Here is a 24,152-nt window from a genome sequence, read left to right on the forward strand (position 1 = left end):
GGCGGGCCGCGGCGGGGCCCAGACGGCAGCAAACGCGCGCCTGCCTGAATGCGCGATCTGACGCTGCAACGCGCATCTGCGACAATGCCGCGCTGCGCCAACCTGGCGCCTGGCCCGGGAGTCCCCCAACATGCTTCTGATCGGCGTTGCCGGTACCGAACTCAGCGCACAGGAACGCGACTGGCTGCAGCACGACGCGGTCGCCGGCGTAGTGCTGTTCACGCGCAACTTCGCCTCGCGCACGCAGGTGGCCGAGCTGTCTGCGTCCATCCGCGCGGCCGCACCGCGCCCGGTGCTGATCTGCGTGGACCAGGAAGGCGGGCGCATACAGCGCTTTCGCGACGGCTACAGCGCGCTGGCGCCGCTGCAGAGCTTCGGCGTGCAGTACGCGCAGGGCCCCGAGGCCGCGCTCGCCGCTGCGCGCGCGCATGCGCAGCTGATGGCCAGCGAGGTGCGTGCCAGCGGCGTGGACCTGAGCTTCGCGCCGGTGGTGGATCTGGGCCGTGGCAACCGCGCCATCGGCGACCGTGCCTTCAGCGACGACCCGCAGGTCGTGGCCAGCTTCACCCGCGCCTATGTGCAGGCGCTGCACGGCGCCGGCATGGCCGCCACGCTCAAGCATTTCCCCGGCCACGGCACCGTGCTGGAAGACACCCACGTCGACCATGCCAGCGACCCGCGGCCGCTGGAGGTCCTGCTGGCCGAGGATCTGGTGCCGTTCGTGGCCGGCATCGAGGCCGGCGCCGATGCGGTGATGATGGCGCACGTGGTCTACCCGCAGATCGCCCCGGAACCGGCCGGCTATTCGCAGCGCTGGATCGAGCAGATCCTGCGCGGGCAACTGGGCTTCCGTGGCGTGGTGTTCTCCGACGACATCGGCATGGCCGCCTCGTTCAGCGCCGGCGGCGTGGCGGGCCGGGTGCATGCGCATCTGGATGCCGGCTGCGACGTGGTGCTGGTCTGCCACCCGGAACTGGTCGATGAATCGCTGCAGGCCGTGGCCGGCCGCAGCCTCAACACCGCAGCATTGATCGGCCTGATCGGCCGCGGCGCGCTGGGCTGGGATGGCCTGCTCGCCGGCTCCGACGCCGCATTCACCACTCCCCTTTCCGCCTCTTTCGGAACAACTGCCTGATGTCCACGCTCACCATTTCCCAGGCCCTGGCCCAAGCCGACCTGCTGGTCGACCGCCCTGCCATCGATGCGGCCGTTGCCAGCATCGCCGACGCGATTGCGCGCGACTATGCCGGCGAAGTGCCGGTGTATCTCACCATCATGCACGGCGCGCTGCCGTTCTCCGGCCAGCTGGCGCTGGAGCTGGGCGCACGCGGCCAGGACCTGCAGTTCGATTACCTGCACGCCACCCGGTATCGCGGCGAAACCACCGGCGGCGAGCTGGTGTGGAAGCACCGTCCGGCCACTGCGCTGTTCGGCCGCCGGGTGATCCTGGTCGATGACATCCTCGACGAGGGCTACACGCTGCAGGGCGTGCGCCAGTGGTGCCTGGAGCAGGGCGCCACCGACGTGCGCGTGGCGGTGCTGACCGTCAAGCGTCACGACCGCTGCGTGCCCGGCGTGGCCGCCGATTATGTCGGCGTGGAAGTGGCCGACCGTTACGTGTTCGGTTTCGGCATGGACGTCAACGAGCAGCTGCGCGGCATTCCCGCCATCTACGCGATGAAGCAGTAACTGCCGCAGCGTGCCCGCATTGCCGCGGGCAGCCCGGCGCGCACGCGGGCGCGCACCGTCATGTCTTTTTGTAGCAGAGGTTGCTTGTGTCCCCCAATTCCATCGCATTGGCCGTCATCGGCGGCACTGGCGTCTACAAGCTCGCCCAGCTGGACGAGGTGCAGACGCACGCTATCGAAACGCCGTATGGCGCGCCCTCCGGCCCGATCCACGTCGGCATGTTGCTGGGCCACCGCGTGGCGTTCCTGGCGCGCCATGGCGAAGGCCATTCGCTGCCGCCGCACAAGGTCAATTACCGCGCAAACATCGCTGCGCTGCAGCAAATCGGCGCTGCGCGCGTGCTGGCGCTCAACACCGTCGGCGGCATCACCGAGCAGTTCGGTCCGCGCGTGCTGGCCTGCCCGGATCAGCTGATCGATTACACCTGGGGCCGCGTGTCCACCTTCTGCGAAGAGCCGGGCAGCGAGGTGCAGCACGTGGATTTCGGCCATCCGTATTCGCCGATGTTCCGCAGCAAGGTCATCGCCGCGGCCAAGGTGACCGGCGTCACGATGGTTGCCGGCGGATGCTACGGAGCCACCCAGGGACCGCGGCTGGAAACGATTGCAGAGATCGCCCGCATGCGTCGCGACGGCTGCGATCTGGTCGGCATGACCGGCATGCCCGAAGCTGGTCTTGCACGCGAAAAAGGCCTGGAATATGCGTGTTTGGCGATCGTGGCCAACTGGGCGGCCGGCTGCGGCGACGCGCAGGAAATCACCATGGCAGAGGTGTTGGCCAACGTCGATGCCGCCTCGTCCGGATTGCCGGAGCTGATTGGCGAACTTGCACGCGGGTGATTGTCATCGGGGCATAAGCTTTGCATACTCGGCGCGTACGCATTGCCGTACACCACCCATTAATTATTGCAAAGGTCTCGCATCACCATGCCGAACGGTACCGTCAAGTGGTTCAACGACGCCAAGGGATTTGGCTTCATCTCACCGGAGGACGGCAGCGCCGATGTCTTCGCGCACTTCTCCGCGATCAACTCCAAGGGCTTCCGCAGCCTGCAGGAAGGCCAGCGCGTCAGTTATGACGTGACCCAGGGCCCCAAGGGTGCCCAGGCTTCGAACATCACGCCGGTCGAGTGATGTGACTCGATTGTGCGGTTGAAGAACCCCGCCACGGCGGGGTTTTTTTTGCACCGGTCCATGCGGGGTCGGTGAGCTTCAAAGAGCGAAGGACATGCAGCGAACATTGCGGATTGCGGTAGTGGGCTATGGCACGGCAGGGCAGGCACTGGCCGCGCTGCTGGGCGCCGACGGGCATCGACTGGACGTGTTCGAACGCGCTGCCGCGCCCGGGCCGGTCGGCGCAGGGTTCCTGCTGCAGCCCAGCGGCCTGCAGGTGCTGTGGACGATGGGATTGCTGCCGCAGGCGCTTGCGCATGGCGCGCCGGTGCGCCGGCTGTATGGCGAAACGCCGTGCGGACGCGCGGTGATGGACATGCAATATCGCGACCTGGATGCGCGGCTGATGGGCCTGGGGATGCAGCGCGGCGCCTTGTTCACGCTGTTGCGCGAGGCCTGGCCGGAGCACGCGCAACTGCATGTGGATACGCAGATCACCGCCATCGATCACGACGGCGTGCGCGTGCAGGACCAGCGTGGGCACTGGCATGGCCCGTATGATCTGATCATCGCCGCCGATGGTTCCGCATCGACCTTGCGCGCGCAGGCGCAGGGCACGCGGCTGGATCGGATGTATCCGTGGGGGGCGTTGTGGTGTCTGCTGCCGCGCGAGGACTGGCCGTTTGTCGACGAGTTACGCCAGCGCTATATCGGCGCGCGCAAGATGATCGGCCTGCTGCCGGTGGGCACGCGCCCGGGCGACGACACCCCGCGGCTGAGTTTTTTCTGGAGCCTGCCGTGCAGCGACTTTGCCGCATGGGAGCAGCGCGGCATTGCCGCATGGCGCGAGGAGATCGCGCAGATGTGGCCGCAGGCGCATGCGCGTCTGGACAGCGTGCAGGTGCATGGCGCACTGGCGCGTGCCAGTTACCGCGACGCGGTGGTCAAACGCTGGCATCGCGGCCGTTTCGTGCTGGCCGGCGACGCTGCGCATGCGATGAGTCCGCAGCTGGGGCAGGGCGTCAACATGGCGCTGCTGGACGCATTGGCGCTGCGCGATGCCTTGCGGGCCGGTGCCGATCTGGATGCGGCTTTGCAGCGCTACCAGCGCGAGCGCCAGGCGCATGTGGCGATCTACCACCGCTGGAGCCGTTGGCTGACGCCGCTGTTCCAGTCCGAACGCGATCTGTGGGCGCACGGGCGCGACCTGCTGCTGCACCCGATGGGGCGCGTGCCCGGCGGGCGCGGACACATGTTGCGCGTGCTCAGCGGCACCCAGCACGGCTGGTTCGGCAAACTGGCATTGGCGCCGGAGTTCGTGGAGGTCTTGTCGCAACCGGTGCCGCGTGTGGCCGTCGACAAGACCGGAGCGGCCGCATAGAGGCCGTCGCGGCTCACGCACGGCCGCGCCCGCTAGCGTACCGGCAACGCCAGCGCATCGTCTTCCACGCAGGCAACCAGGCGTTCGCCTTCGACCAGCGTCGGCACGATGCCGGCGGTGAAATGCGAGAACGCCGGCAGGATGGTGACGCGCTCGCGCAACCAGAACGCCGGCCAGCGACGCGCCATGCCGGGCAGTGCGGCCAGCGGATGCAGATGCCCGCACAGCACGTGCCCGGTCGGATGCGGCAGCGGATCGTGGCGCAGCACGAAGGGGCCATCTTCCACCTGTTCGCCGGCCGGCTCGATATGCAGATCGGCGCCTGCCAAGGCGCGGTCGTGATTGCCGCGGATGGCGATCACGCGCAATGCGCAATGCCGCTCGCGCCATGCGCTCCAGCGGCGGTGCCAGGCTGCGCGCGGTGCGGGGCCATGCAGCAGGTCGCCGAGTATCCACAACGCGTCCACCGTGCGCTGTTCCAGCAGCGCATCCAGCCGTTCCAGATCGTGCGCGGTGCCGCCGGCCGGCATCCCGATGCCGGCGCGACGGAACACATCGGCCTTGCCCAGATGCAGGTCGGCGATCAACAAGGCGCGTTGTGCCGGCCGATACAGTGCGCGTTCGCCGAGCAGTTCCACCGTTTCGCCGGCCAGCTGCAGCTGCACGCTATCGCCCATGTTTGCGCTCCAGTTGTTCGGCAGCACGCAACACGCGGGCCTTCCAGTCTTCGGTACTGAGTTGGCCGCGCACACGTTCGGCCCACAGCGGAAACGACAACGGGGTGAGGCTGCGCGGTTTGCACAGGCGCAGGTCGCGCCGCGCGCAATCTTCCAGCGCATGTGCAAGCCGTGCCAGTTCGAGCTGGCCTTCGAATACTTCGCGCTCGGCCTGCGCGAGCAGCAGATGATCCGGATCGAAACGTTGCAACACGTCGTACAGCAATCCGCTGGAGGCCTGCAGCTGACGCAGGCTGCGTGGTGCACGGCCGGGCAACGATGGCGACAGCAAACCGGCCACGCGCGCAATCTCGCGGAACTGGCGGCGTGCCAGCTCGCCCAGGTTGAGGCTGTCGCGCAGATCGGCAAACAGGCCCTCCGGCGACAGCAAGGCCTGCAAGACGCCCGCATCGAGGTCCACATCCTGCGCCGGCGACAGCACAAAGCCGTAATCGTTGGCAGCAAAACTGAAGGTATTGCGCTGGCGCCGGCCCCAGCGCGCCGCCAGCAACGCGGCCAGCCCTTCGTTGACCTGGCGGCCGGCGAACGGATACACGAACACGTGCCGGCCATCGCGCGCCTTGATGCTTTCCACCAGCAGATGGTCAGGGCCGGGCAACGAGGACAGTGACGATTGCAGGCGCAGCAACGGTGCCAGCGCCTGCATCTCCGGCGCGTCGCCGGGATCGGCGAACACCGCTTCGACCTCGCGGCCCAGGGCCGACGACAACGGCATGCGTCCGCCCATCCATTTGGGCACCACGCCGCTGCCGCCCTTGGCCACGCGCACATAGGCGGTCATGTCTTCCAGCCGCACCAGCTCCAGCAAACGGCCGGCAAACTGAAACCGGTCGCCACGGCGCAGACGGCCGACGAACTGTTCCTCCACCGCGCCCAGGCGCCCGCCGCGCAGGAACTGCACGCGCACGCTGCCGTCGCTGGTGATCGTGCCGATGGACAGGCGATGCCGCAGCGCCACGCGCCGATCGATGACGCGATACACGCCCTGTTCGTCGCGCACGACCTTGTGGAAATCCGGGTAATGCGCCAGCGCGCTGCCGCCTTGCACGATGAAGTCCAGCACCGCCTGCCAGGTGGCATGATCCAGTGCTGCAAACGCATCGGTGCCGCGCACCTGCTCGAACACTGCATCGGCCTGAAAGCCGCCACCCAGTGCCAGGGTCACGCAGTGCTGCGCCAACACATCCAGCGACAGCCGCGGCGGCGGCCGCGCTTCGATCTGGCCCTGCTCAATGGCGCGCCGCGCGGCGGCATACTCCACCAGCTCCAGCGCATGCGAGGGCACGCACACCACATGCCCGGATTCGCCCGGACGGTGGCGCGCGCGGCCGGCGCGTTGCAGCAGGCGCGCAATGCCCTTGGGGCTGCCGACCTGCAGCACCTGATCGACGGCGGGGAAATCCACGCCCAGGTCCAGGCTGGAGGTGGCGACCACGCAGCGCAGGCTGCCATCGCGCAAGCCCTGTTCGGCGGCCGCACGCAAGGACGGGTCCAGCGAGCCGTGATGCAACGCGAGTGTGGCCAGGTCGTCCGGCCACACCGCACTCAAGGCCTGATGCCACAACTCGGCCTGCGCGCGCGTATTGGTGAACACCAGGCTGGTGCGCTGCTGCATGATCTTCTGCAGCACGCGCGCCAGCTGCGCCAGGCCCAGATGTCCGGCCCACGGAAAGCGCTCGCCGCTGTCGGGCAGCAGCGTCTCCAGGGTCATCGCGCGGGGTTTGACACCCGAGACCAGCGCAGCATCGGGAAGATGCGGCAGCAGCACGTCGCGTGCCTGCGCCAGGTTGCCCAGCGTCGCCGACAGGCCCCAGATGCGCAGCGCCGGCGCCCAGCCGCGCAGCCGCGCCAGGCACAGCTGCAGCAACACGCCGCGCTTGTTGCCGAGCAGCTCATGCCATTCGTCGACGATCACGCAGCGCAACGCCGACAACTGCGGCGCGGTGTCGGGATAGGACAACAGCAAGGCCAGCGATTCGGGCGTGGTGACCAGCACATCGAGCTTGCCGCTGCGCGCCAGCCGCTTGTCGCGCGCGCTGGCGTCGCCGGTGCGCAGGCCCACCTGCCAATCCAGCCCCAAGGCCTCCACCGGCTCGCGCAGGGCGCGTGCGGTATCGGCGGCGAGTGCGCGCAGGGGCGTGATCCACAGCACCTGCAGCGTGCGTTGCTGTTGGCGCCGCGCGGCCGGCACCGGCTTGCTCGCCGGCTTGCGTCCACGCGTGGACAAGGCCTCCAGCAATGGCCCGCCGAAGGCAGCCAGCGTCTTGCCGCTGCCGGTGGGCGTATGCAGCAAGCCGGACTCGCCGGCGAGATAGCGCTTCCACACATCGCGTTGAAACGGCAACGGCGCCCAGCCGCGCTGCGCGAACCAGGCACGCCATTGCTGCAAGGGCGTACCGCGCGTCTGCTGCGCGGCACTCACCGTGCCAGCGCCTGCAGGCTGCTCAGGTGATCGGCTTCGCTCATCGGCTTGTCCTGCCGCCAGCGCAGGATGCGTGGGAAACGCACCGCAATGCCGGACTTGTGCCGCGCGCTGCGGTTGACCGCTTCGAACCCCAGCTCGAAGACATGATGGGCGGTGACTGCACGCACCGGGCCGAAGCGCTCGGTGGTGTTGGCGCGGATCCAGCGATCCAGCTGCAGGATCTCCTTGTCGTCCAGACCCGAGTAGGCCTTGGCGATCGGCACCAGCTGGCCCTCGTGCCATAGCCCGAAGGTGTAGTCGGTATACAGCGTGCTGCGGCGGCCGTGGCCGGCCTGCGCATACAGCAGCACCGCGTCGATGGTGAGCGGGTCGATCTTCCATTTCCACCAGTCGCCGCGGCGGCGGCCTGACTGGTAGACCGAGCTGGCGCGCTTGAGCATCAGCCCTTCCACACCGCGCTCGCGTGCATCCAGGCGCACCTGCGCCGCCGCCTGCCAGTCGCCGACCTGCACCAACGGCGAGGCGACGATGCGCGGGTCGGCGAGCGTGCCCAGCACCCCTTCCAGCAACGCGCGGCGCTCCTGCAAGGGGCGCTCGCGCAAGTCCTCGCCGCCGAGCTCAAGCAGATCGTAGGCCACCACCCGCGCCGGCGCCGCCGCCAAGGTCTTTGGCCCGGGCTTGAGCCGCTGGATGCGCGTCTGCAACGCGGTGAACGGCATCGGCAAGGGCTGCTCCGGTTGCCAGGCCAGCAGCTCGCCGTCGATGACGGTGCCATCGGGCAACTGCAGCGCGGCCTGTTCGATTTCCGGGAAGCGGCCATCCAGGCGTTCTTCGCCACGCGACCACAGCGCCGCTTCGCCCGCGCGTCGAATCAGCTGCAGGCGGATGCCGTCCCACTTCCATTCCAGCAACCAGTCATCGACCGCGCCCAGCGTTTCGACCTCGGCTTCGAGTGGCGATGCGAGAAAGAACGGGTAGGGCTGTTGACGATCGCCGGGCAGTTCTTCGGCAGTCAGCAGATTGGCCAGGTAGGTCGGATGCGGCCGCCAGCTGCCGAGCATGCGCTGCGCGATACGTGCGATCTCGATTCCGGACATCTCCGCCAGCGCCTGCTGCACCAGGCGCTGCGACACGCCCACGCGCAAGGCGCCGGTCAGCAGCTTGTTGAACACCAGGCGCTCGTCGAAGGCCAGGCTGCGCCACGCCTGCACGATGCAGGCCTTGCGCACCTCGACATCTTGATTGGCGATTGGCAGCAACCGCTGCTCGATCCAGTCGGCCAACGGCAGATCGGCCGCTTCGGTGATCGGGTCGTCCAGCAACAAGGCCAAGGTCTCGGCCAGGTCGCCGACATGGTCGTAGCTGTCGGCCACCAGCCAGTCGGCGATGCCGGCAGCTTCGGTGATCCATTCGCGCAATTCGCCACTGCTGGCAATGCGCATGCGCGTGCCGGCCACCTTGCCGCCGGCCAGCAGGTACAGCGCCCACGCCGCATCCAGCGGCGGTGCGCTGCTGAAGTAGGCAACCAAGGCCGCACGCTTGTCGAGCGTGCCGGTGCTGCGATCCAGGGTGCGGTACAACGCGGCAAATCGCTTCACGCCGGGCCCTGCAGGTATGCGCGGTGGTCGGCAGCACGCAGCTTCAGTGCGCGGCGCGTAAATGCGCTCAGGCAGCGTGGACGCCGGTAGGGCCGCGGCGGCCCGATCACCGCGGCCGGCACTGCGCGATGTAGGCGAAATGCCAATGCGTGCCGGCGGAACGCGAGGGCGCCGGTCAGTCGCAGACGTGGGCGCGCGCGCGCATAGCGGCGTGCAGGCAAGGGGTTCATTCCTCGGCTCCGAAATCGGTACGGAAGGCTTCGGCAGCGACGCCGCGCTCCAGCAGGTGCTGGATCAAGGCATCGGTGTTGCCGTGGGTGGCGATCACCCGCCGTGCGCCGGTGTCTTCGATGGTGCGCAGCAGGTCCGGCCAGTCGGCATGATCGGACACCACGAAGCCGCGGTCGTAATTGCGCCGACGGCGGTTGCCGCGAATACGCATCCAGCCCGACGCAAAACCTTGTTGCGCATGCCGGAAGCGACGGATCCAGGCGCTGCCGGCCGCCGATGGCGGCGCCAGCACCAGTTGCCCGGCATAGTCGGCGCCACGCGCATGTTCGCTGACCGGTTGGGTATCCAGCATCGGGATGCCGGCCTGGCGATACACCTCCACGCCCACGGCGATGGCGCCATGCAGCAACGCCGGTTGCGTATCCCAGGCGCGCAATTCGGCCAGCACGCGTTGCGCCTTGCCCAGGGCATAGCAGTACAGAATGGCGGCCTCGCCACGTTCGGCGCATTCGTGGCGCCAGGCGACGATGTCGGCCGCGACATCGGAAGTGTCCGGCCAGCGATACACCGGCAGCCCGAAGGTCGCCTCGGTGATGAAGGTGTCGCAGGGCACCACTTCGAATGGCTTGCAGGTGGGATCGTGCTGGCGCTTGTAGTCGCCCGAGGCGACCCAGACCTCGCCGTCCACTTCGATGCGCACCTGCGCCGAGCCGAGCACATGCCCGGCCGGATGCAACGACACCCGCGCGCGTCCCAGATCGAACGCTTCGCCGTCGGCATGCGTGTGATAGACCTGCTCGCCGAGGCGCCATTGCAGGATCGGCAGGCTCTCGTGCGTGCAGTGGTACTCGCCCATGCCGCTGCGTGCGTGGTCGCCGTGTCCGTGGGTGATCACCGCGCGTGGCACCGGCCGCCAGGGATCGATATGGAAATCACCCTGCGGGCAATACAGGCCTTCGGGCCCGAGCACCACCAGATCACCAGATTGTTCGTTGCCGTTGCGCATGCGGCAACTCTGGCCAAGCCGGTGTGCAGATCCTGAGAATGGGAATGGCACGCATCGGTGCACCGATGCGGCAAGCCTGCAGAACGCAATCGCTAATCGAGCCAGTGCACGATCAATGCGAGGTCAGTGAATCGATCAGGCGGGTGGCGTGAACTGGCCTTCAATGCAGCACGCACGCCGCCAGCTCGCGCCATTGCTCATCGGAACAATTAGTCAGAACTTGGAAATCGAACACCCACGCATGCGCTGTCCAGCATCCTCCTCGCCGATTCCCGATTCCCGATTCCCAATCCCCAATCCCCAATCCCCAATCCCCAATCCCCAATCCCCAATCCCCAATCCCCAATCCCCGCCCCAACCCCTAATGCCGCACCCGCCGTCCAGGCGCGCGCACGGCGGTCGCCTCCACCGCCAGCGTAAAGCCGCGCTCTTCGCCGCCCTGCATCGCGCCCACGTCCACGACCTGGCGCCTGATCTCCTCGCCCTTGCCGTTGCGCACCACCACCACCACGGTGTATTCCCACGGATCACCATCGGCGGGATGGCGGATGGTGCCGTCCACCTTGAGCGGCACGATCGGGGCCGGCTGTGCGTGCTGCACCGCCGCCGAGTCGAAGCGCAGGTGGTGCTTGCACGCAGGGCAGACGCTGGCGCTTTCCAGGATCGTCGCCTTGCAATGCGGGCAGCTGCGCGTGGCACCGGGCGTGCCCGGGCGGAGCGCGGTCATGTGGCGTCGCTGTCTCCGCTGACAACCGGCTTGGCCGTCCCGACCGGTTTGCCGGTGTCCTCGCCCCAGCCGAAATCGGCCTGGCCGCGCATGCGCGCACCCGAGGCCACGGTCAGGCTGCCGGCCTTGACGTCGCCGACCAGCACGCCGGAGGTCTGCAGTTCCACCTGCGCGGCCGATTCGATATTGCCCTCCAGCTCGCCGGCGATGATCACCTTGTTGGCACGGACGCCGCCGTTGAGCTTGGCGCCACGCTCGATGGTGAGATCGCCCTTGACGTTGACATCGCCCTTGAAGCGGCCAGCCAGGCGGACGTGCCCGGCGCCCTCGATCTTGCCTTCGATGCTGATGTCGGCGGCGATCAGCGACTCCTTGGCCTCGCCGTGGCGCTGTGGTGCAGGCGCTGCGGGCGCGGCACTGGGGGAAGCGGGGGCAGGGACCGGCGGCGCCGGGCTGGCCTCGGCAGTGAACAGCCGCCCATCGGCCGCGGGGACCTCGGCTGCTGCGGGAACGCCGTCTTTCTTGTTGGGACCTTGATCGCGCCACATCGACATCGGACTGCCTCGCCAGGGGATCAAAGCCGACTATCGCCGCGTGGACCGATCTTTTGTGTGACGGATTGCGCAAACCAAGGTCGATGGCGCGCGTGCTCAGTCCAGTGCGGGCCTGGCCGCGCCGTGCCGCTCGACCCGGTTACGGCCGCCGCGCTTGGCCACGTACAAGGCCGCATCGGCCTTCTGGAGCAGGCTGGCTCCCAGTTCGCCATCGACCGGGAAGCTGGCCACGCCGATCGAGGCCGTCACCCGCGGCAACGCGCGCTGGCCGTCGCTGACTGCCAGCGCCGCGATATGGCCGCGAATGGCCTCGGCCACACGCGCTGCCTCGGCGCCGTCGGCCTCGGGAAGAATGACCGTGAATTCTTCGCCGCCGTAGCGGCAGGCCACGTCTTCGGCGCGCAACCGGGTCAGCAGCAACTCGCCCAGTGCCGCCAGCAGCAGATCGCCGCCGGCGTGGCCCTGGCTGTCGTTGAATTGCTTGAAGTGGTCCACGTCCAGCATCAGCACCGACAACGGCAGGCCGCGGCGTGCGCAGCGCGCCAGCTCGTGGCTGAGCGATTCTTCCAGATAGCGGCGGTTGTACAGCCCGGTCAGCGGGTCGCGAATCGACTGCCGGCGCAGCGATTCGCGCAGGCGCAGGTTGCTCAGCGCCAACGACAGCTGTTCGGCGGCCGCCTCGGCGATTTCCAGCCGCGGCATCGGCCCCGGGCCCAGCGAAGACAGGAACAGGAAGCCGAGCTGGGTGCCTTGCGCAGACATCGGCAGGCATGCGGTGGTGACGGCGCTGCCGTGCTCGGGCGCGCCGATATGCGCGCATGGCGCATCCCGTGCCAGGTCTTCGATGATGTGCGGTTGACCACGGCGCAGTGCCCAGCACTCTTCAGGCAACAGATGCGGCGCGCTGTGCACCAGCGGCTCGCCCCAGTGGCTGATCGCCTCGGCGCGATCCTGCGAGGCACGCAGCAGATAGACGCTTCCTGCAACGCCTGGCAGCAGGCTGGCCAGGGTGCGGCTGGTCACCATCAGCGCCTCTTCTGCGCTGATGCAGCCCTGCAGCAGGCCGGTGTAGCGGCTGAGCAGATTCAGATCGGCGGTACTGCGTTGCAGCGCCACGACGCTGTCGGCCAACTCGCGATTGGCCTGCGCCGCCTCTTTCTCGGCCTGCGAGCGATGCCGCAGCTCGCGCATCAGCAGGGCATAGACAAGGCCGACCACCGCCAGCCCGAACGGGATGCCGGCCAGTGCCAGCACCAGCAACAAGGCCGCACTCTGCCGGCTGCTTTCGGCGCGTTGCGTCAACAGTTCCTGCTCGCGTTGCACCATGGTCAGCGCTTGCTCGCGGATCGCGCTGGTGGTGCGGAAGGCGGTCTGGCGGATGCCGGCACGCGCCGGCTCCAGACCGTCCTGCGCGTACACGTCCAGGACATGCTGGATCTGCTGCAGTCGCGTTTCCACCAGTCGCCGCAAGCTGTCCAGGTGCTGTACCTGGTCGGAGTTGTCGGCAATCAGGCGACGCAGGTTGTCGAGCAGGATCGGCAGGCGCTCGACGCTGGTCTGATAGTCGAGCAGATAGGCATCGTTGCCGGTCAGCAGAAAGCCGCGCTGCGCCGATTCGGCGTCCAGCACACGCGCCTGGATCTCGTCGACCCGGCCGATCACTTCATGCGTATGCGAGACCAGTGCCGCGTCGGCCAGTGAGCGGCGGGCACCGACAAAGATGCCGACACCGATGGCGATGAAGATCAGGGCGGAAAACGCCAGCGCCAGCTGGTTGCGGCGGCGCGCAGTAAAAGAGAAGGGCATGGACGGATGCTAGCCCGCCAGACTGGACAACACGAGGTTGCCGTTGGCAGGACGCAGATGCGCCGGCGCAATCTGGCCGGCACATCTGCAAACTGTTGAGACGGTCACACGGTCGATCAGTGCTGCGGATGTTCGGCGTCGTGCTTGTCGGCGTTCTGCTCGGCCTTGTTGGCCATCTCGCGGGTCTTGTCGGCGGTGGCATCTGCGGCGTTGGCGGTTGCGCGGCTCGCATCGGCGGCCAGTTCACGTGCTGCCACGCGTGCATCGGCGGTGGCGGCCTTGGCCTGCACGGCTGCGCGATCGGCAGCCTGTTCGGTCGCAGCTGCCGCGTGCTTGGCAGCGGAGGCGGCATCGCGTTGCGCCTGCTCTGCGTCAGGGCCCTGGCAAGCGGCGAGAGTGAAAGCGGCGATGGCGCTCAACGACAGCATGCGGATCGTCTTCATGGGTGGTCCTGTTCCTGTTCCGGTGTTGGAAGGCGGAGCTTATGCACCCACCGATGCAGCCGGCGTCAATGCGCTGCCGGCCATTCAGCCGGTAGGCGGCATGCGCCATCCACGCCGCGACATGGCGCGCGTTCGACGGTTTGGACAGCGACGCAACCCGCTCACGGCCAATCGCAGGCAAAGAAAAAGCCGCTGGAAACCAGCGGCTTTCTCCGAACTCGCTTGGAGCTAAGAAGTGATTACTTCTTGGCTTCTTCGGCGGTGTCCTTGGCAGCTTCGGCGGTGTCTTCAGCCGTCTTGGCAGCGTCGGCAGCCTGGTCAGCAGCAGCGTCGGTGGCGGCGCCGGAAGCAGCCTGAGCAGCGTCAGCAGCGGTGTCAGCCGAAGCAGCGGCGGTGTTGGCAGCAGCCTGAGCGGCGTCAGCCGACTGCGAGCCCGAGGCGGAAGCCTGGTCAGCAGCGGTCTGAGCGTCGGCAGCGGCTTCGTTAGCCGAAGCAGCAGCGTCCTGAGCCTGTTCCGGCTTCGAGCAAGCGGTCAGGGCCAGGCCCAGAGCCATTGCGATCAGCAGCTTGTTAATGGTCATTGTTTCAATCCTCGTCGTTAGATTAGGCAACGCGCTATTGCGCGCCCCCGACATGATGACGGTCCAAAGACCAGTGTCAAGCGTACGCGCATTCAGTTTTGCAAAATCGCCGTTAAAAACAATTAAATCAATTCGATAGCGATGGCAGTCGCCTCGCCGCCGCCGATGCACAAGGTCGCGATTCCGCGCTTGCCACCGCGCGTGCGCAACGCATTCACCAATGTCACCACCAAGCGGGCGCCGGATGCGCCGATCGGATGCCCCAATGCGCAGGCACCGCCGTTGACGTTGACCTTGTCGTGCGAAATGCCCAGCTCGGCGATCGGCGTCATCGCCACCACCGCGAATGCTTCGTTGATTTCGAACAGATCCACCTCGTCCAGTTGCCAGCCGATCTTGCCGATCAAGGTCTTGATCGCAGCGACCGGGGCGGTGGTGAACCACTCAGGTTCCTGCGAGTGGGTGACATGCCCCACGATGCGTGCCAATGGCGCGATGCCACGCCGTTGCGCCTCGTCTGCGCGCATCAGCACGGTGATCGCCGCGCCATCGGAGATGCTCGACGAACTGGCGGCGGTGACACTGCCGTCCTTCTTGAAGGCCGGCTTCAGGGTCGGGATCTTGGCGATGTCGGATTTGCCGGGTTGCTCGTCGCTGTCGACGACCACCTCGCCCTTGCGCGTGGCCACCGTGACCGGAACGATTTCATCGGCGAACGCGCCGTTGCGCTGCGCCGCCTGCGCGCGTTCGACCGAGGCGATCGCAAACGCATCCTGATCGGCACGGCTGAAACCGAACTTCTCGGCGGTGGCCTCGCCGAACACGCCCATCGCCTGGCCGTCGTAGGGATTGGTCAGGCCGTCCCAGGCCATGTGGTCGACCGCCTGGAAGTTGCCGTAGCGGTTGCCGGTGCGCGAGTTGGGCAGCAGATGCGGCGCGTTGCTCATCGACTCCATGCCGCCGGCGACCACGATGCTGGCCGAACCGGCCTTGATCAGGTCGTGGCCGAACATGATCGCCTTCATGCCCGAGCCGCACACCTTGTTGATGGTGGTGGCGCCGGTCGAGGTGGGGATGCCTGCGGCAATCGCCGCCTGCCGTGCCGGTGCCTGGCCCAGGTTGGCCGGCAGGACGCAGCCGACGATGACTTCTGAAATGTCGGCCGGCGCGACGCCGGACTGCGCCAGCGCACCTTCGATCGCGGCGGCGGCGAGTGTCGGCGCCGGCACACCGTTGAATTGACCAAGGAACGAGCCGATGGCAGTGCGTTTGGCAGCAACGATGACGATGTCGGACATGAGGAGATACCGTTGAAAGTGAAACGATTATCTGCCTCGCGCCCGGTTCGCGCCAGCACGTGCCGATGCGGCGCCATGCACTACGCACTCAGCTGCGACAGGGGTGTGAGGATGCAGTATAAAGACGGCGTTCGGGCCCGGGACTGGGCCCCATCCATGGAATGGGTTCGGGGAGAACATCCAAATGCAGAAGAGAGACGTCGCCAGGACTGTCCTGGCCTCGGCGTTGGCCGTGGCATTGACCGCGTGTGGCGGCGGTGGCGGGGGCGGTGGTATCCGGCCGAGCACGCCGACGGCACCGCCACCGACCTCGCCACCACCCCCGCCGCCGCCGACTTCACCGCCGCCCCCGCCTCCGCCGGTGGTGGCACCGCCGACCACGCCGGAGCCTGCAATCGATGCGCATTTGACGCTGACCAACGCACGCGCCGCGCAGGCATTGGGGTTCACCGGTGCGGGATATCGCATCGGCGTGATCGATACCGGCATCAATACCAATCATCCGGCCCTGCAGGGGCGGGTCAGCGACAGCTTCATCTATGTGGATCCGCGCACGAACAATGTCGCCGCAGGCGATGTGGTGGGCCACGGCACCGTCGTGGCGCAATTGGCAGCCGGGCGCGCAGTGGGCCAGTGGCCGGGCGGCATCGCCAGCGGCGCCGGCCTGGTATCGGCACGCATCATCAGCGACGAAGCACCGGACGATGACGGCAGCGGCGAAGGCAACCAGGTCGATGGTCCGCTTGGCCTGGCGCCGGTGCATGCCGATCTGGTCAATGCAGGCGTGCGCATCATGAACAACTCGTGGGGCGGGCTGTATTGGAACGACCCGGCCGTCACCAACCAGATCGCGCAGGAATACCGGCCGTTCGTCATCGGCAACGATGGGCTGGTGGTGTTCGCGTCGGGTAACGAATCCAGATCGCAACCGTCCGATACCGCCGCGCTGCCCAGTCAGGTGGGCCCGAACGGCACGCTGCCGGCCGCCGATCTGGAGCGCGGCTGGCTGGTCGTCGGTGCACTGGATACCGCCAATCCCACGCAGCTGGCGTCGTATTCCAATGCCTGCGGCGTGGCGATGCGCTATTGCCTGGTGGCGCCGGGCACCTCGATGTTCCTCGACCCAGATGCCACCGCCAGCAATCTCCGTTATTTCTATGGCAGCGGCACCTCGTTTGCCGCACCGCTGGTGTCCGGTGCGGCTGCGCTGGTGTGGCAGGCGTTTCCCTACTTCGACAACGACCTGGTGCGGCAGACGCTATTGGGAACGGCGACCGATCTCGGCGCGGCCGGTGTCGACCCGACCTTCGGCTACGGCCTGCTCAATGTCGGCAAGGCGGTGCTGGGGCCGGCGCGCTTCGATTGGGGCACGGTGGATGTCACCGTCAACACCTTGCGTTCCACCTGGGCCAACGACATCAGTGGCACAGGTGGCCTGACCAAACGCGGCACCGGCACGCTGGTGTTGAGCAGTGGCGCCAATACGTTCAACGGCGACACCCAGGTGCTGGAGGGCACCTTGCAGACGGCCAGCCTGCAGAGTGCGCGCGTGGGCATTGCCAATGGCGCGGCGTTGATCGGCGCGGGCAGGATCGGCGGACGCGTCGATAATGCCGGCACGTTGCAGGTCAACAGTGCGACGCTGTCGATCGCAGGCAACTACACCCAGGCCAGCGACGGTCGCCTGGCGCTGAACGTGGGCGACCGGGTGAACGTGACCGGGACCGCGACGATTGCCGGCGATCTGCAGGTGCTCGGTCGCCGCGATTACGTGGTCGACAACACCACCTACACGCTGTTGCAGGCCAGCGGCGGGCTGCAGGGCACCTTCGATACGCTCAGCCGCGGCGCGGCCGTCACCTTTCTGGATGCCTCGCTGACCTACGACAGCAATACGGCCTACCTTGCCCTGCGCAGTTTGAATGCCACCGCCGTTGCCGCCACGCTGGGCATGACCGGCACGGCGGCGATGGATTCGGCAATCCGTGTCGAGCAGGCATTCCAGCAGGTGGATGCGCAGCAGCTGCAGGGCGCTGGCGGCATCAGCAGCGGCTTTATCCGCGCCGCAGCGGCCTTGCAGCAGTCACCGGATGCCAGGGCTGCCGCCGATTCGCTGCGGAGTCTGTCCGGGCGTGCGCATGCCGAGTCGGCAGCGATGACCTTCGACACCATCGATCTGGGCAGGCGTGCGTTGGCCGCGCATTTCGATGGGGTATCGCAGCAGCCGCGCCTGCTGGGCGTCTGGCAGCGTGCGCTGGGCGGGCCGGGCGAGGGTGGGGTGACCACCGCGGGATTCGCCACTTCGGGGTGGATGATGGGCAACGACCTGCGCCTGGCGTCCGGCGCAGTCACCGGTTTTGCCTTCGGCGAAACGCGCTCCAGCAGCCTGGGCGATCTGGACGGTGCACGCGGGCGCGACCGGCAGGTGCAGGGGCAGCTGTACTGGGGCACCACGCTGGGGGCGGCGTACACGCTGGGTCAGCTGGGTTTCGGCAACGTCAACCGGCAGATCGAGCGCAGCCTGCAACTGGGCGAAGAGCGCAGCAATGCCTTCAGCGACTACAGCGGCAGTCACCTCAGCGGCAACCTGGAAACCGGATATCGCCTGGGCGGCGCGCGCGCCAGCCTGACGCCCTACATGGGCGTGGATTACGTGCGCCTGCGCAGCGAAGGGTTCCGCGAAAGCGGTGGCGACGGCTTCGGCTTGCGTGCCGATGCCAGCACGTCCTCGCGCACCCAGGTGCTGGCCGGTGTGCGTTCGGCCTATCGCTGGCGCGGCGTGCAACTCGGCGGTTATGCCGAATGGCAGCAGGCGTTGAGCAGCGAAGGTCTGATGCTCGATGCCAGCTTCATCGGCGTGGATGCATGGGCACCATTGCGCGGCATGCAGCCGGCGCGCTCGGGTGGGCTGTTCGGCATCACCGCGGCCGCGCCGTTGGGACAGCAGAGCCAGTTGCGATTCGGCTATGACCAGCGGGTGGGCGAGCGCGGTGACGATCGCGCGCTGAGCCTGCGCTACAGCGCCGATTTCTGATCGGCGCGTTGCATGGGTGAGCGTTGGTGTGTGATCGGTGGTGCACCTGTCCAGGCAAGGTGCCTGGGCAGGTGGATCACTCGCCGCGCAGCTTGTGCAGAAAACGCGGTGCGGTGCGGCCCAGCGGCAGTTTGAGCTTGCTGATGGCCTCGATCCGCGCCTCGGCAATCTGGTCGGCTGCCTGCTGCGGCGCGACGCCCAAGCGGGTGGACAGGTCGAACACCTTTTCCAGGTTGTGATAGATGCTGCGGATCAGGCGCATCGCGCGTTCGCGGTTGTAGCCGTCGATCTCCAGCGACACATTCATCACGCCGCCGGCATTGACCACGTAATCGGGCGCATACAGGATGCCGCGCTTGTGCAGTTCTTCGCCGATGGCAGCACTGGCAAGCTGGTTATTGGCGGTGCCACAGATGATCTTGGCCTTCAGCCGCGGCAGTGTGTCTTCGTTGATCGCCCCTTCCAGCGCGCACGGTGCGAACACATCGGCCGGCACCTGGTAGATCTCCTCGATGCTCACCGCTTCGGCGCCGTATTCGGCCACCGCGCGGTCCACCAACGCCGGGTTCAGGTCGGCCACATAGAGTTTGGCGCCGCGTTCCTTGAGCAGTTTCACCAGCTCCATGCCGATATGGCCCAGGCCCTGGATCGCGATGCTGGCCTTGCCGACTTCCTCGTGGCCGAGCCTGCGATTGAGCGAGGCCATCAGTGCCTGCAACGCGCCATAGGCGGTGAACGGGGCCGGGTCGCCGGAGCCGCGGTGCACCTGATGGACGCCGGTGACGTACTCGCTCTCCAGATAGATCTGTTCCATATCGTTGACGTCGGTGCCGACGTCCTCGGAGGTGATATAGCGTCCGCCCAGGGTGTCGACAAAGCGGCCGAACGCGCGAAACAGCGCTTCGCTCTTGTCGCTTCTGGGGTCGCCGATGATCACCGCCTTGCCGCCGCCCACATTCAATCCGGCCAGCGCGTTCTTGTAGGTCATGGTGCGGCTGAGCCGCAGCGCATCGTTGAGCGCCGCCTCGCTATTGGGGTACGGGCGCATGCGCACGCCACCCAGCGCAGGCCCGAGACGGGTGCTGTGCAAGGCGATGATCGCTTTCAGGCCGGCGTCGCGGTTGTGACAGAAGATCACCTGCTCGTGGCCGGTGGTGTCGAGGGTTTCGAAAAGCATCGAAGGCTCCGCGGGGGCTGCGTGATGTGCCTTCCCTGAGGCCGGGCCGGAACCCGTGCAATGGGAAACAAAAACGCGACGTCTGCAGACCCTGTCCGATCACGTCGCGCTGCAACATTTTAAACCACGTCGGCGGGGGCTGGTGTATGAATCTGTTCACCAATGCCGATAGCGCCGCTGCCGAAACCACAGGGTTCCCAGCCATTTCGTCCCTGCGCTGACCGGCAGGCCGGCGTGCAGCGAGTCGGGGTCGGGGCGGCCATCGGCGTGCAGGTTGTCAAAGCACACCACCGACCCGGCACGTGGACGCACGCGCACGCCCGCGACCGGGAAGTCGGTGTCGCCACCTGCGTCGACGTCGTTGAGGTAGACGCAGGCGGTGCGAAGGCGATTGCCGGCAGTGGGGCGGTCGGCGGCGATCGTGCCGGGCGGCAGATAGTCGCGATGCGCACGATACTGCTCACCCGGCGCGTAGCACAGCACCGACAGCGCTTCGGCATGGGTCAACGGCAGCTGCGCGCAGGCCGCCACGCGCGCCTGCGCCGCACGCGCGGCAAAGTCTTCGAGGATCGGGTCCAGCGTGGCGCCGCGGCTGGTGCGGATCGGCGCGCGGCGTGTGCTCGCATCGTCGGGGTCGACCACCTCGGAGGCGCGCAGGTGCGGCCGCGCCAGCAACATCAGCAAGCGGCACTCGTCGGCAGACAGCACGCCGGAGATTTCTTCGATCATGGGCGCGTCATGGCGGCGCGCGGCGATGTGTCGGGCAGCGAAACCGATGCGCTGATCGTCGCCGCCCGGATCCGGTGGCGTGATCCGCACGGCAGGCGGCGCGGCAATGCCCAGCGGTTGCAATTGCCGCAGCAGCTGGGCCGCGGCGTCGGGCTGCGGCGGGACACCTTCGCCACGCAGCAGGCGCTCGGCCAGCAGCGCGGCCGCCACTGCATCGCCGGCTGCGGCCGCGCGCTCCAGCAAGGTAACGCAGCGGCGTTGCTGCGCGGGGTGATCGATCCGGCCGTGCTGGATGGCCAGCGCGCGCAGCGCAGGCGGATGGTCGGCAGCGGCTGCGGCCCGTAGGCGAGAGGCCGCCTGCACGTCCAGCGCTACAGGGTTGTCGGTGACGGCCAGGGTCGCCAACAGATAGCGCGCTGCCGCCACATCCTGGCGTTCGGCCTGCTGCCAGTGGGTCAGCGCCTGGGCCACGTCCACCTCGCACCCGACACCGTAGGCCAGCATGCGGCCGGCTTCGATCTGCGCGCTGGCATCGCCTGCGGCCGCACTCCGCGTGTACCAGTCCAGCGCCTGCTCGGCCTGCCCCATGCGCACCAATGCATGTGCCAACGCCGTCATTGCTGCAGGTTGCGCGGTCTGCGCGGCATCGGTGAGCTGCTGGAGGGACGGTGCCTGCATGGCCGCATTCTAGGAGAGGCCAGCCCCCCTGTCGTATCTGACCTCGGGCGGGCACGGATGCCGCCCGAGGCCAGGTGGAGGGCAGCAGTGCCGGTGATCGGTGCAGATGGTGCTTGCCGGCCTTGCAACCGGCCGCCACGGACGGGCGGCGACCTGGCCGCGCTGCCTTCGCCTGCCGGTGCGCGATCAGGCGTCCGTGGACAGCGCCAGCTGGGTCAGATACAGGCGCAGGTCGAACTCCAGTTGGTGGTAGTCCGGGCGCATGTGGTTGCACAGCTGGTAGAAGGCCTTGTTGTGGTCGGCTTCTTTCAGGTGGGCCAGCTCGTGGGCGACGATCATCTGCAGGAACGGTTCGGGCGCGTCGCGGAAGACCGAGGCGATGCGGATCTCGCGGCTGGCCTTGAGGCGGCTGCCGTGGACGCGCGAGATCGCCGTGTGCGTGCCCAGTGCATGCTTCACCACCTGCAGATGGTTGTCGTAGAGTGCCTTGTGCACGGTGGGCGAGGAGCGCATGTAGCGCTCCTTCATGGCCTTGACGTAGTCGTACAACTGCCGGTCGCTGCGGATCGTGTGGCGATCCGGGTAGCGGCGTGCCAGCACCAGGGCGAGTTTGTCCTGCGCGATCAGCTCGCGCACCTGATCCAGCACGGCGGGCGGGTAACCGGCGAGGTAGCGAAGAGTGTCCATGCCAATCGATTGCTGCGAAGTGCGCATGATCGCCGATGCGGGTGCTGCTGGCGACGGTGCATGCACGAATGTGGCGTCGTGTGTCAGGCGTATTCACGAATGCGGCACATCCGGATGCGTAGCGTGCAGCGCATGTTTTGCGGCACGACCGCGCAAGCACACGACTGAACACGGCACCGTGCCGGATGAGGAGACAACAAACATGATCAAGTGGGCCATTATTTTCGCCATCATCGGACTGATTGCCGGTGCGCTCGGATTTGGCGGCATGGCAGGCGCTGCGATGGGGATTGCCAAGTTCCTGTTCTGGGCCGGCATCATCATCGCCATCGTGCTGTTCGTGCTCGGCATGACGATCGCCAAGAAGGTGACCTGACCCGCAGGGCGTGGCTGCGGCGTGCGCTTTGCAGGCCGGCCGCATCACCCGGAAAGCAGAAGGAGCAGCCATTGGCCGCTCCTTTTTTGTTCCTGCCATCTGCTGAACCGAGACAACGACAGCGGGGCCGCGAGCGAGGTCGAGCGCAGGGCGATCGCTGCCCGCGTGCGCAGATCAGACGCCGGTGTTCTCGGCAGTGGTATGCAGCGCAATATTGAGTTGATCGATGGTCACGATCCAGTCGGCATCGTCGAGGCGTTCTTCACGCAACAGCTGCGCCTGTGCCGGCGTCCAGAAGGGCGCCTCTTCCAGACGCATGTCGCCCGGCAGCGGCGAGTGTTCATCGATGAAGCCGCGAATGCTGACTTCGTCCGATGGCAGGCCCAACTGGGAAAATAGTTCGGAGAACGGGTGGACGGGTTGTTCCATTGCGACTTCCTCGAAGAGTGCGGATGAGCGGATGCTAAAGCACCTGGTTTGAGCGCACTGTGCACGTGTGGCTTGGATTTGCCCGTGCGCATGCCCATATTCCAATTCTGAGCAGACAAGCCGAGGCGATCATGGCGACCGGATGGGCAGGTGATGGGGCGGTGCAGGACCAGATCGATGCGACCGTCGAGGATGCGATCAAGCGCGCGCGGAGCCAGCTGCCGCAAGGCCCGAGCCTGACGCATTGCGAAGAATGCGATGCCCCCATTCCCGAGGCACGCCGCAAGGCGGTGCCGGGGGTGCATTTATGCGTGAACTGTCAGCAGGCGCACGACCAGGAGCAGGCCGCGCAAGGCGGCTACAACCGTCGTGGCAGCAAGGACAGCCAGCTGCGTTGATCGCCATGCGGGGCGTTCCAGCGCGGCCAACCGACGACTGGGCTAGGCGCAAAAGCGGGCGCGGCCGGTGCGCGTGACGGCCTGTGCCGATGGTACGCCGCAGCGGCCGATGCGCCGACCGCACCTCTGAAAGCCGCCGGCCAGGTGTTATCGGGCACTGCTGGCGCCTACGCTCAGTTGGGGGTGAAGTGGCTGGTCTCGCGCCAGCGCCGCGTGGTGCGCTGGAAGAACAGGCTGTTGGGAACCTGCAGCACGCTACCGGCGTGGTCGCCGGTTTCTTCCAGGGTCGTGTAAATCACGTTGATGTCGATCACCCGGCCCTTCAGGCCGGGCTTGTCGCCGCCTTCCAGCAGTTCGATATGGTCGTGCAGGCGGAACGGGCGCGTGGTGATGATCAGGAAGGTGCAGAAGATATTGGACAGCACGCTCCATGCCGCGAAGAACGCCACTGCACCAACTGCCGCAAATCCGGTGAACGCCGTCCACAAGGTGCCGCTGGAGACGCCCAGCACGTTCAGTACCGTCAGCACCGCAGTGACGGAAATGACGAAGCTGCCCACGCGACGGATGCCGATCATCATTTCCGCCGGCAGGCTGTAGCGCGTACACAGGCGTCGCAGCACTTGCCGCAGCAGCAGCCGAACCAGTGCGGCAACGCTGAGGATCAACACGATCTGCACCGTCACTACGGCGACGGTCAGCCACTGCGGGTTCCAGTGCGGCAGCAGGCTACGGATCATCGTGGGCAAAGCGTCGGACGCGGACATCACATCGTGCAGGTTCGTGGAGAACCCTCATTGTAACGGGGCCGTCGTTGCGCGGCCGGTGCGCGGGGTGAATGTGCGCGCAGCGGTGGCGACGGCAGGGCGCGCTCATGGCTGCTGCGATGGCTTGCGGGATCGCGCATATCGCCGCGGCGTTGCCGCTGGGGACCGGCGATGGCGCCACTGGGCCGGCATCGCATGTTGGTCGGGGGCGCATCGATGACGATGCCGGACGCCCGCAACGCCCAGGGCCGGAAACGAACGTGCCACCTTGCGGTGGCACGTCGGTTCA

At 67.3% G+C, this 24,152-nt stretch carries 25 protein-coding genes; 9 read left to right on the forward strand and 16 right to left on the reverse strand.

Going from position 1 to position 24,152, the window contains the following annotated elements:
• Positions 1 to 130 precede the first annotated feature (130 nt).
• The 5 genes from nagZ (at position 131) to H7A86_RS06800 (ending at position 4,182) form a co-directional block, all read left to right on the forward strand.
• Entirely contained in the window at positions 131 to 1,135 is a 1,005-nt protein-coding gene (gene nagZ, locus H7A86_RS06780; protein WP_119132395.1) for a beta-N-acetylhexosaminidase, read from the forward strand.
• Positions 1,135 to 1,689 (forward strand): hypoxanthine-guanine phosphoribosyltransferase, encoded by a 555-nt coding sequence (locus H7A86_RS06785; protein WP_016903731.1) that lies wholly within the window; start codon positions 1,135 to 1,137, stop codon positions 1,687 to 1,689. The genes nagZ and H7A86_RS06785 overlap by 1 nt, the downstream gene beginning before the upstream one ends.
• A gap of 86 nt (positions 1,690 to 1,775) precedes the next feature.
• Positions 1,776 to 2,528: an S-methyl-5'-thioinosine phosphorylase gene (locus H7A86_RS06790; RefSeq protein ID WP_104585835.1), complete on the forward strand. Its 753-nt coding sequence runs from the start codon at positions 1,776 to 1,778 to the stop codon at positions 2,526 to 2,528.
• Between the two features lie 87 nt (positions 2,529 to 2,615).
• The gene (gene cspE, locus H7A86_RS06795) at positions 2,616 to 2,822 is read left to right on the forward strand and encodes a transcription antiterminator/RNA stability regulator CspE (RefSeq protein ID WP_003488188.1); all 207 of its coding nucleotides are present in this window, start codon (positions 2,616 to 2,618) and stop codon (positions 2,820 to 2,822) included.
• Between the two features lie 94 nt (positions 2,823 to 2,916).
• Positions 2,917 to 4,182 carry an FAD-dependent oxidoreductase gene (locus tag H7A86_RS06800; RefSeq protein ID WP_119132394.1) on the forward strand — a complete coding sequence of 422 codons (1,266 nt, stop codon included), beginning with the start codon at positions 2,917 to 2,919 and terminating at the stop codon, positions 4,180 to 4,182.
• Between the two features lie 32 nt (positions 4,183 to 4,214).
• Here the strand turns inward: H7A86_RS06800 and pdeM are convergent, their stop codons facing one another.
• The 9 genes from pdeM to H7A86_RS06845 all read right to left on the reverse strand — a co-directional run bounded on the left by pdeM (position 4,215) and on the right by H7A86_RS06845 (position 13,709).
• The gene (gene pdeM / locus H7A86_RS06805) at positions 4,215 to 4,859 is read right to left on the reverse strand and encodes a ligase-associated DNA damage response endonuclease PdeM (protein ID WP_119132393.1); all 645 of its coding nucleotides are present in this window, start codon (positions 4,857 to 4,859) and stop codon (positions 4,215 to 4,217) included.
• Positions 4,849 to 7,341, reverse strand: coding sequence for a ligase-associated DNA damage response DEXH box helicase (locus H7A86_RS06810; RefSeq protein ID WP_119132392.1), 2,493 nt, complete (start codon positions 7,339 to 7,341; stop codon positions 4,849 to 4,851). The genes pdeM and H7A86_RS06810 overlap by 11 nt, the downstream gene beginning before the upstream one ends.
• Entirely contained in the window at positions 7,338 to 8,942 is a 1,605-nt protein-coding gene (locus H7A86_RS06815; RefSeq protein WP_119132391.1) for an ATP-dependent DNA ligase, read from the reverse strand. The genes H7A86_RS06810 and H7A86_RS06815 overlap by 4 nt, the downstream gene beginning before the upstream one ends.
• Entirely contained in the window at positions 8,939 to 9,172 is a 234-nt protein-coding gene (locus H7A86_RS06820; protein WP_119132390.1) for a hypothetical protein, read from the reverse strand. Before H7A86_RS06820 ends, H7A86_RS06815 begins: the two co-directional genes overlap by 4 nt.
• Complete coding sequence (locus tag H7A86_RS06825; protein ID WP_119128982.1) at positions 9,169 to 10,179, reverse strand: ligase-associated DNA damage response exonuclease; 1,011 nt, start codon at positions 10,177 to 10,179, stop codon at positions 9,169 to 9,171. The genes H7A86_RS06820 and H7A86_RS06825 overlap by 4 nt, the downstream gene beginning before the upstream one ends.
• Before the next feature lie 361 nt (positions 10,180 to 10,540).
• Positions 10,541 to 10,906, reverse strand: coding sequence for a hypothetical protein (locus H7A86_RS06830; protein WP_119128983.1), 366 nt, complete (start codon positions 10,904 to 10,906; stop codon positions 10,541 to 10,543).
• Positions 10,903 to 11,460 (reverse strand): bactofilin family protein, encoded by a 558-nt coding sequence (locus tag H7A86_RS06835; protein WP_104650541.1) that lies wholly within the window; start codon positions 11,458 to 11,460, stop codon positions 10,903 to 10,905. Before H7A86_RS06835 ends, H7A86_RS06830 begins: the two co-directional genes overlap by 4 nt.
• Before the next feature lie 96 nt (positions 11,461 to 11,556).
• Entirely contained in the window at positions 11,557 to 13,266 is a 1,710-nt protein-coding gene (locus tag H7A86_RS06840) for a diguanylate cyclase (RefSeq protein ID WP_119132389.1), read from the reverse strand.
• Between the two features lie 116 nt (positions 13,267 to 13,382).
• A complete protein-coding gene (locus H7A86_RS06845) occupies positions 13,383 to 13,709 on the reverse strand; it encodes an XAC1346 family secretion chaperone (RefSeq protein WP_104585817.1) in 327 nt (108 codons plus the stop codon).
• Here H7A86_RS06845 and H7A86_RS20950 point away from each other — a divergent pair.
• Positions 13,693 to 13,941: a hypothetical protein gene (locus H7A86_RS20950; RefSeq protein ID WP_232099279.1), complete on the forward strand. Its 249-nt coding sequence runs from the start codon at positions 13,693 to 13,695 to the stop codon at positions 13,939 to 13,941. The two genes, H7A86_RS06845 and H7A86_RS20950, sit on opposite strands and share 17 nt — an antisense overlap.
• A 7-nt stretch (positions 13,942 to 13,948) precedes the next feature.
• Here the strand turns inward: H7A86_RS20950 and H7A86_RS06850 are convergent, their stop codons facing one another.
• Together H7A86_RS06850 and H7A86_RS06855 are read right to left on the reverse strand one after the other, a co-directional pair.
• Positions 13,949 to 14,290, reverse strand: coding sequence for a hypothetical protein (locus H7A86_RS06850; protein WP_104585815.1), 342 nt, complete (start codon positions 14,288 to 14,290; stop codon positions 13,949 to 13,951).
• Between the two features lie 122 nt (positions 14,291 to 14,412).
• Positions 14,413 to 15,588: a thiolase family protein gene (locus H7A86_RS06855; protein WP_119132388.1), complete on the reverse strand. Its 1,176-nt coding sequence runs from the start codon at positions 15,586 to 15,588 to the stop codon at positions 14,413 to 14,415.
• 184 nt (positions 15,589 to 15,772) lie between these two features.
• Here H7A86_RS06855 and H7A86_RS06860 point away from each other — a divergent pair, with 184 nt between their 5' ends.
• On the forward strand, positions 15,773 to 18,622 hold the full coding sequence (locus tag H7A86_RS06860) for a S8 family serine peptidase (protein ID WP_119132387.1): 2,850 nt from the start codon (positions 15,773 to 15,775) through the stop codon (positions 18,620 to 18,622).
• A 76-nt stretch (positions 18,623 to 18,698) separates the two neighbouring features.
• Here the strand turns inward: H7A86_RS06860 and H7A86_RS06865 are convergent, their stop codons facing one another.
• The 3 genes from H7A86_RS06865 to H7A86_RS06875 all read right to left on the reverse strand — a co-directional run bounded on the left by H7A86_RS06865 (position 18,699) and on the right by H7A86_RS06875 (position 21,920).
• The gene (locus H7A86_RS06865; RefSeq protein WP_115676429.1) at positions 18,699 to 19,799 is read right to left on the reverse strand and encodes a Glu/Leu/Phe/Val dehydrogenase dimerization domain-containing protein; all 1,101 of its coding nucleotides are present in this window, start codon (positions 19,797 to 19,799) and stop codon (positions 18,699 to 18,701) included.
• 156 nt (positions 19,800 to 19,955) lie between these two features.
• The gene (locus H7A86_RS06870; protein WP_119132386.1) at positions 19,956 to 21,206 is read right to left on the reverse strand and encodes a 2OG-Fe(II) oxygenase; all 1,251 of its coding nucleotides are present in this window, start codon (positions 21,204 to 21,206) and stop codon (positions 19,956 to 19,958) included.
• Positions 21,207 to 21,392: 186 nt separating this feature from the next.
• Positions 21,393 to 21,920, reverse strand: a complete 528-nt coding sequence (locus H7A86_RS06875; protein WP_104583449.1) for a M48 family metallopeptidase — start codon at positions 21,918 to 21,920, stop codon at positions 21,393 to 21,395.
• Between the two features lie 175 nt (positions 21,921 to 22,095).
• Between H7A86_RS06875 and H7A86_RS06880 the strand changes: the two genes are divergently transcribed.
• On the forward strand, positions 22,096 to 22,269 hold the full coding sequence (locus tag H7A86_RS06880) for a DUF1328 domain-containing protein (RefSeq protein WP_003489471.1): 174 nt from the start codon (positions 22,096 to 22,098) through the stop codon (positions 22,267 to 22,269).
• Between the two features lie 174 nt (positions 22,270 to 22,443).
• Here the strand turns inward: H7A86_RS06880 and H7A86_RS06885 are convergent, their stop codons facing one another.
• Positions 22,444 to 22,698, reverse strand: coding sequence for a DUF2789 domain-containing protein (locus H7A86_RS06885; protein WP_115676431.1), 255 nt, complete (start codon positions 22,696 to 22,698; stop codon positions 22,444 to 22,446).
• A 131-nt stretch (positions 22,699 to 22,829) separates the two neighbouring features.
• On the opposite strand from H7A86_RS06885, the gene H7A86_RS06890 reads away from it, so the two are divergent.
• The gene (locus H7A86_RS06890) at positions 22,830 to 23,096 is read left to right on the forward strand and encodes a DksA/TraR family C4-type zinc finger protein (protein WP_115676432.1); all 267 of its coding nucleotides are present in this window, start codon (positions 22,830 to 22,832) and stop codon (positions 23,094 to 23,096) included.
• 173 nt (positions 23,097 to 23,269) lie between these two features.
• Here the strand turns inward: H7A86_RS06890 and H7A86_RS06895 are convergent, their stop codons facing one another.
• Entirely contained in the window at positions 23,270 to 23,863 is a 594-nt protein-coding gene (locus tag H7A86_RS06895) for a mechanosensitive ion channel family protein (protein WP_180708059.1), read from the reverse strand.
• Positions 23,864 to 24,152 lie beyond the last annotated feature (289 nt).

It is taken from the genome of Xanthomonas euroxanthea, from assembly GCF_903989455.1.
Classification (GTDB): domain Bacteria; phylum Pseudomonadota; class Gammaproteobacteria; order Xanthomonadales; family Xanthomonadaceae; genus Xanthomonas; species Xanthomonas euroxanthea.

Bases quoted from the DNA above. Each gene is read 5' to 3' on its own strand.
- nagZ (WP_119132395.1), top strand. From the start codon at position 131: ATGCTTCTGATCGGCGTTGCCGGTACCGAACTCAGCGCACAGGAACGC.
- H7A86_RS06785 (WP_016903731.1), top strand. From the start codon at position 1,135: ATGTCCACGCTCACCATTTCCCAGGCCCTGGCCCAAGCCGACCTGCTG.
- cspE (WP_003488188.1), top strand. From the start codon at position 2,616: ATGCCGAACGGTACCGTCAAGTGGTTCAACGACGCCAAGGGATTTGGC.
- H7A86_RS06800 (WP_119132394.1), top strand. From the start codon at position 2,917: ATGCAGCGAACATTGCGGATTGCGGTAGTGGGCTATGGCACGGCAGGG.
- pdeM (WP_119132393.1), bottom strand. From the start codon at position 4,859: ATGGGCGATAGCGTGCAGCTGCAGCTGGCCGGCGAAACGGTGGAACTG.
- H7A86_RS06820 (WP_119132390.1), bottom strand. From the start codon at position 9,172: ATGAACCCCTTGCCTGCACGCCGCTATGCGCGCGCGCGCCCACGTCTG.
- H7A86_RS06825 (WP_119128982.1), bottom strand. From the start codon at position 10,179: ATGCGCAACGGCAACGAACAATCTGGTGATCTGGTGGTGCTCGGGCCC.
- H7A86_RS06830 (WP_119128983.1), bottom strand. From the start codon at position 10,906: ATGACCGCGCTCCGCCCGGGCACGCCCGGTGCCACGCGCAGCTGCCCG.
- H7A86_RS06835 (WP_104650541.1), bottom strand. From the start codon at position 11,460: ATGTCGATGTGGCGCGATCAAGGTCCCAACAAGAAAGACGGCGTTCCC.
- H7A86_RS06840 (WP_119132389.1), bottom strand. From the start codon at position 13,266: ATGCCCTTCTCTTTTACTGCGCGCCGCCGCAACCAGCTGGCGCTGGCG.
- H7A86_RS20950 (WP_232099279.1), top strand. From the start codon at position 13,693: ATGCGGATCGTCTTCATGGGTGGTCCTGTTCCTGTTCCGGTGTTGGAA.
- H7A86_RS06845 (WP_104585817.1), bottom strand. From the start codon at position 13,709: ATGAAGACGATCCGCATGCTGTCGTTGAGCGCCATCGCCGCTTTCACT.
- H7A86_RS06850 (WP_104585815.1), bottom strand. From the start codon at position 14,290: ATGACCATTAACAAGCTGCTGATCGCAATGGCTCTGGGCCTGGCCCTG.
- H7A86_RS06855 (WP_119132388.1), bottom strand. From the start codon at position 15,588: ATGTCCGACATCGTCATCGTTGCTGCCAAACGCACTGCCATCGGCTCG.
- H7A86_RS06860 (WP_119132387.1), top strand. From the start codon at position 15,773: ATGCAGAAGAGAGACGTCGCCAGGACTGTCCTGGCCTCGGCGTTGGCC.
- H7A86_RS06865 (WP_115676429.1), bottom strand. From the start codon at position 19,799: ATGCTTTTCGAAACCCTCGACACCACCGGCCACGAGCAGGTGATCTTC.
- H7A86_RS06870 (WP_119132386.1), bottom strand. From the start codon at position 21,206: ATGCAGGCACCGTCCCTCCAGCAGCTCACCGATGCCGCGCAGACCGCG.
- H7A86_RS06875 (WP_104583449.1), bottom strand. From the start codon at position 21,920: ATGCGCACTTCGCAGCAATCGATTGGCATGGACACTCTTCGCTACCTC.
- H7A86_RS06880 (WP_003489471.1), top strand. From the start codon at position 22,096: ATGATCAAGTGGGCCATTATTTTCGCCATCATCGGACTGATTGCCGGT.
- H7A86_RS06885 (WP_115676431.1), bottom strand. From the start codon at position 22,698: ATGGAACAACCCGTCCACCCGTTCTCCGAACTATTTTCCCAGTTGGGC.
- H7A86_RS06890 (WP_115676432.1), top strand. From the start codon at position 22,830: ATGGCGACCGGATGGGCAGGTGATGGGGCGGTGCAGGACCAGATCGAT.
- H7A86_RS06895 (WP_180708059.1), bottom strand. From the start codon at position 23,863: ATGTCCGCGTCCGACGCTTTGCCCACGATGATCCGTAGCCTGCTGCCG.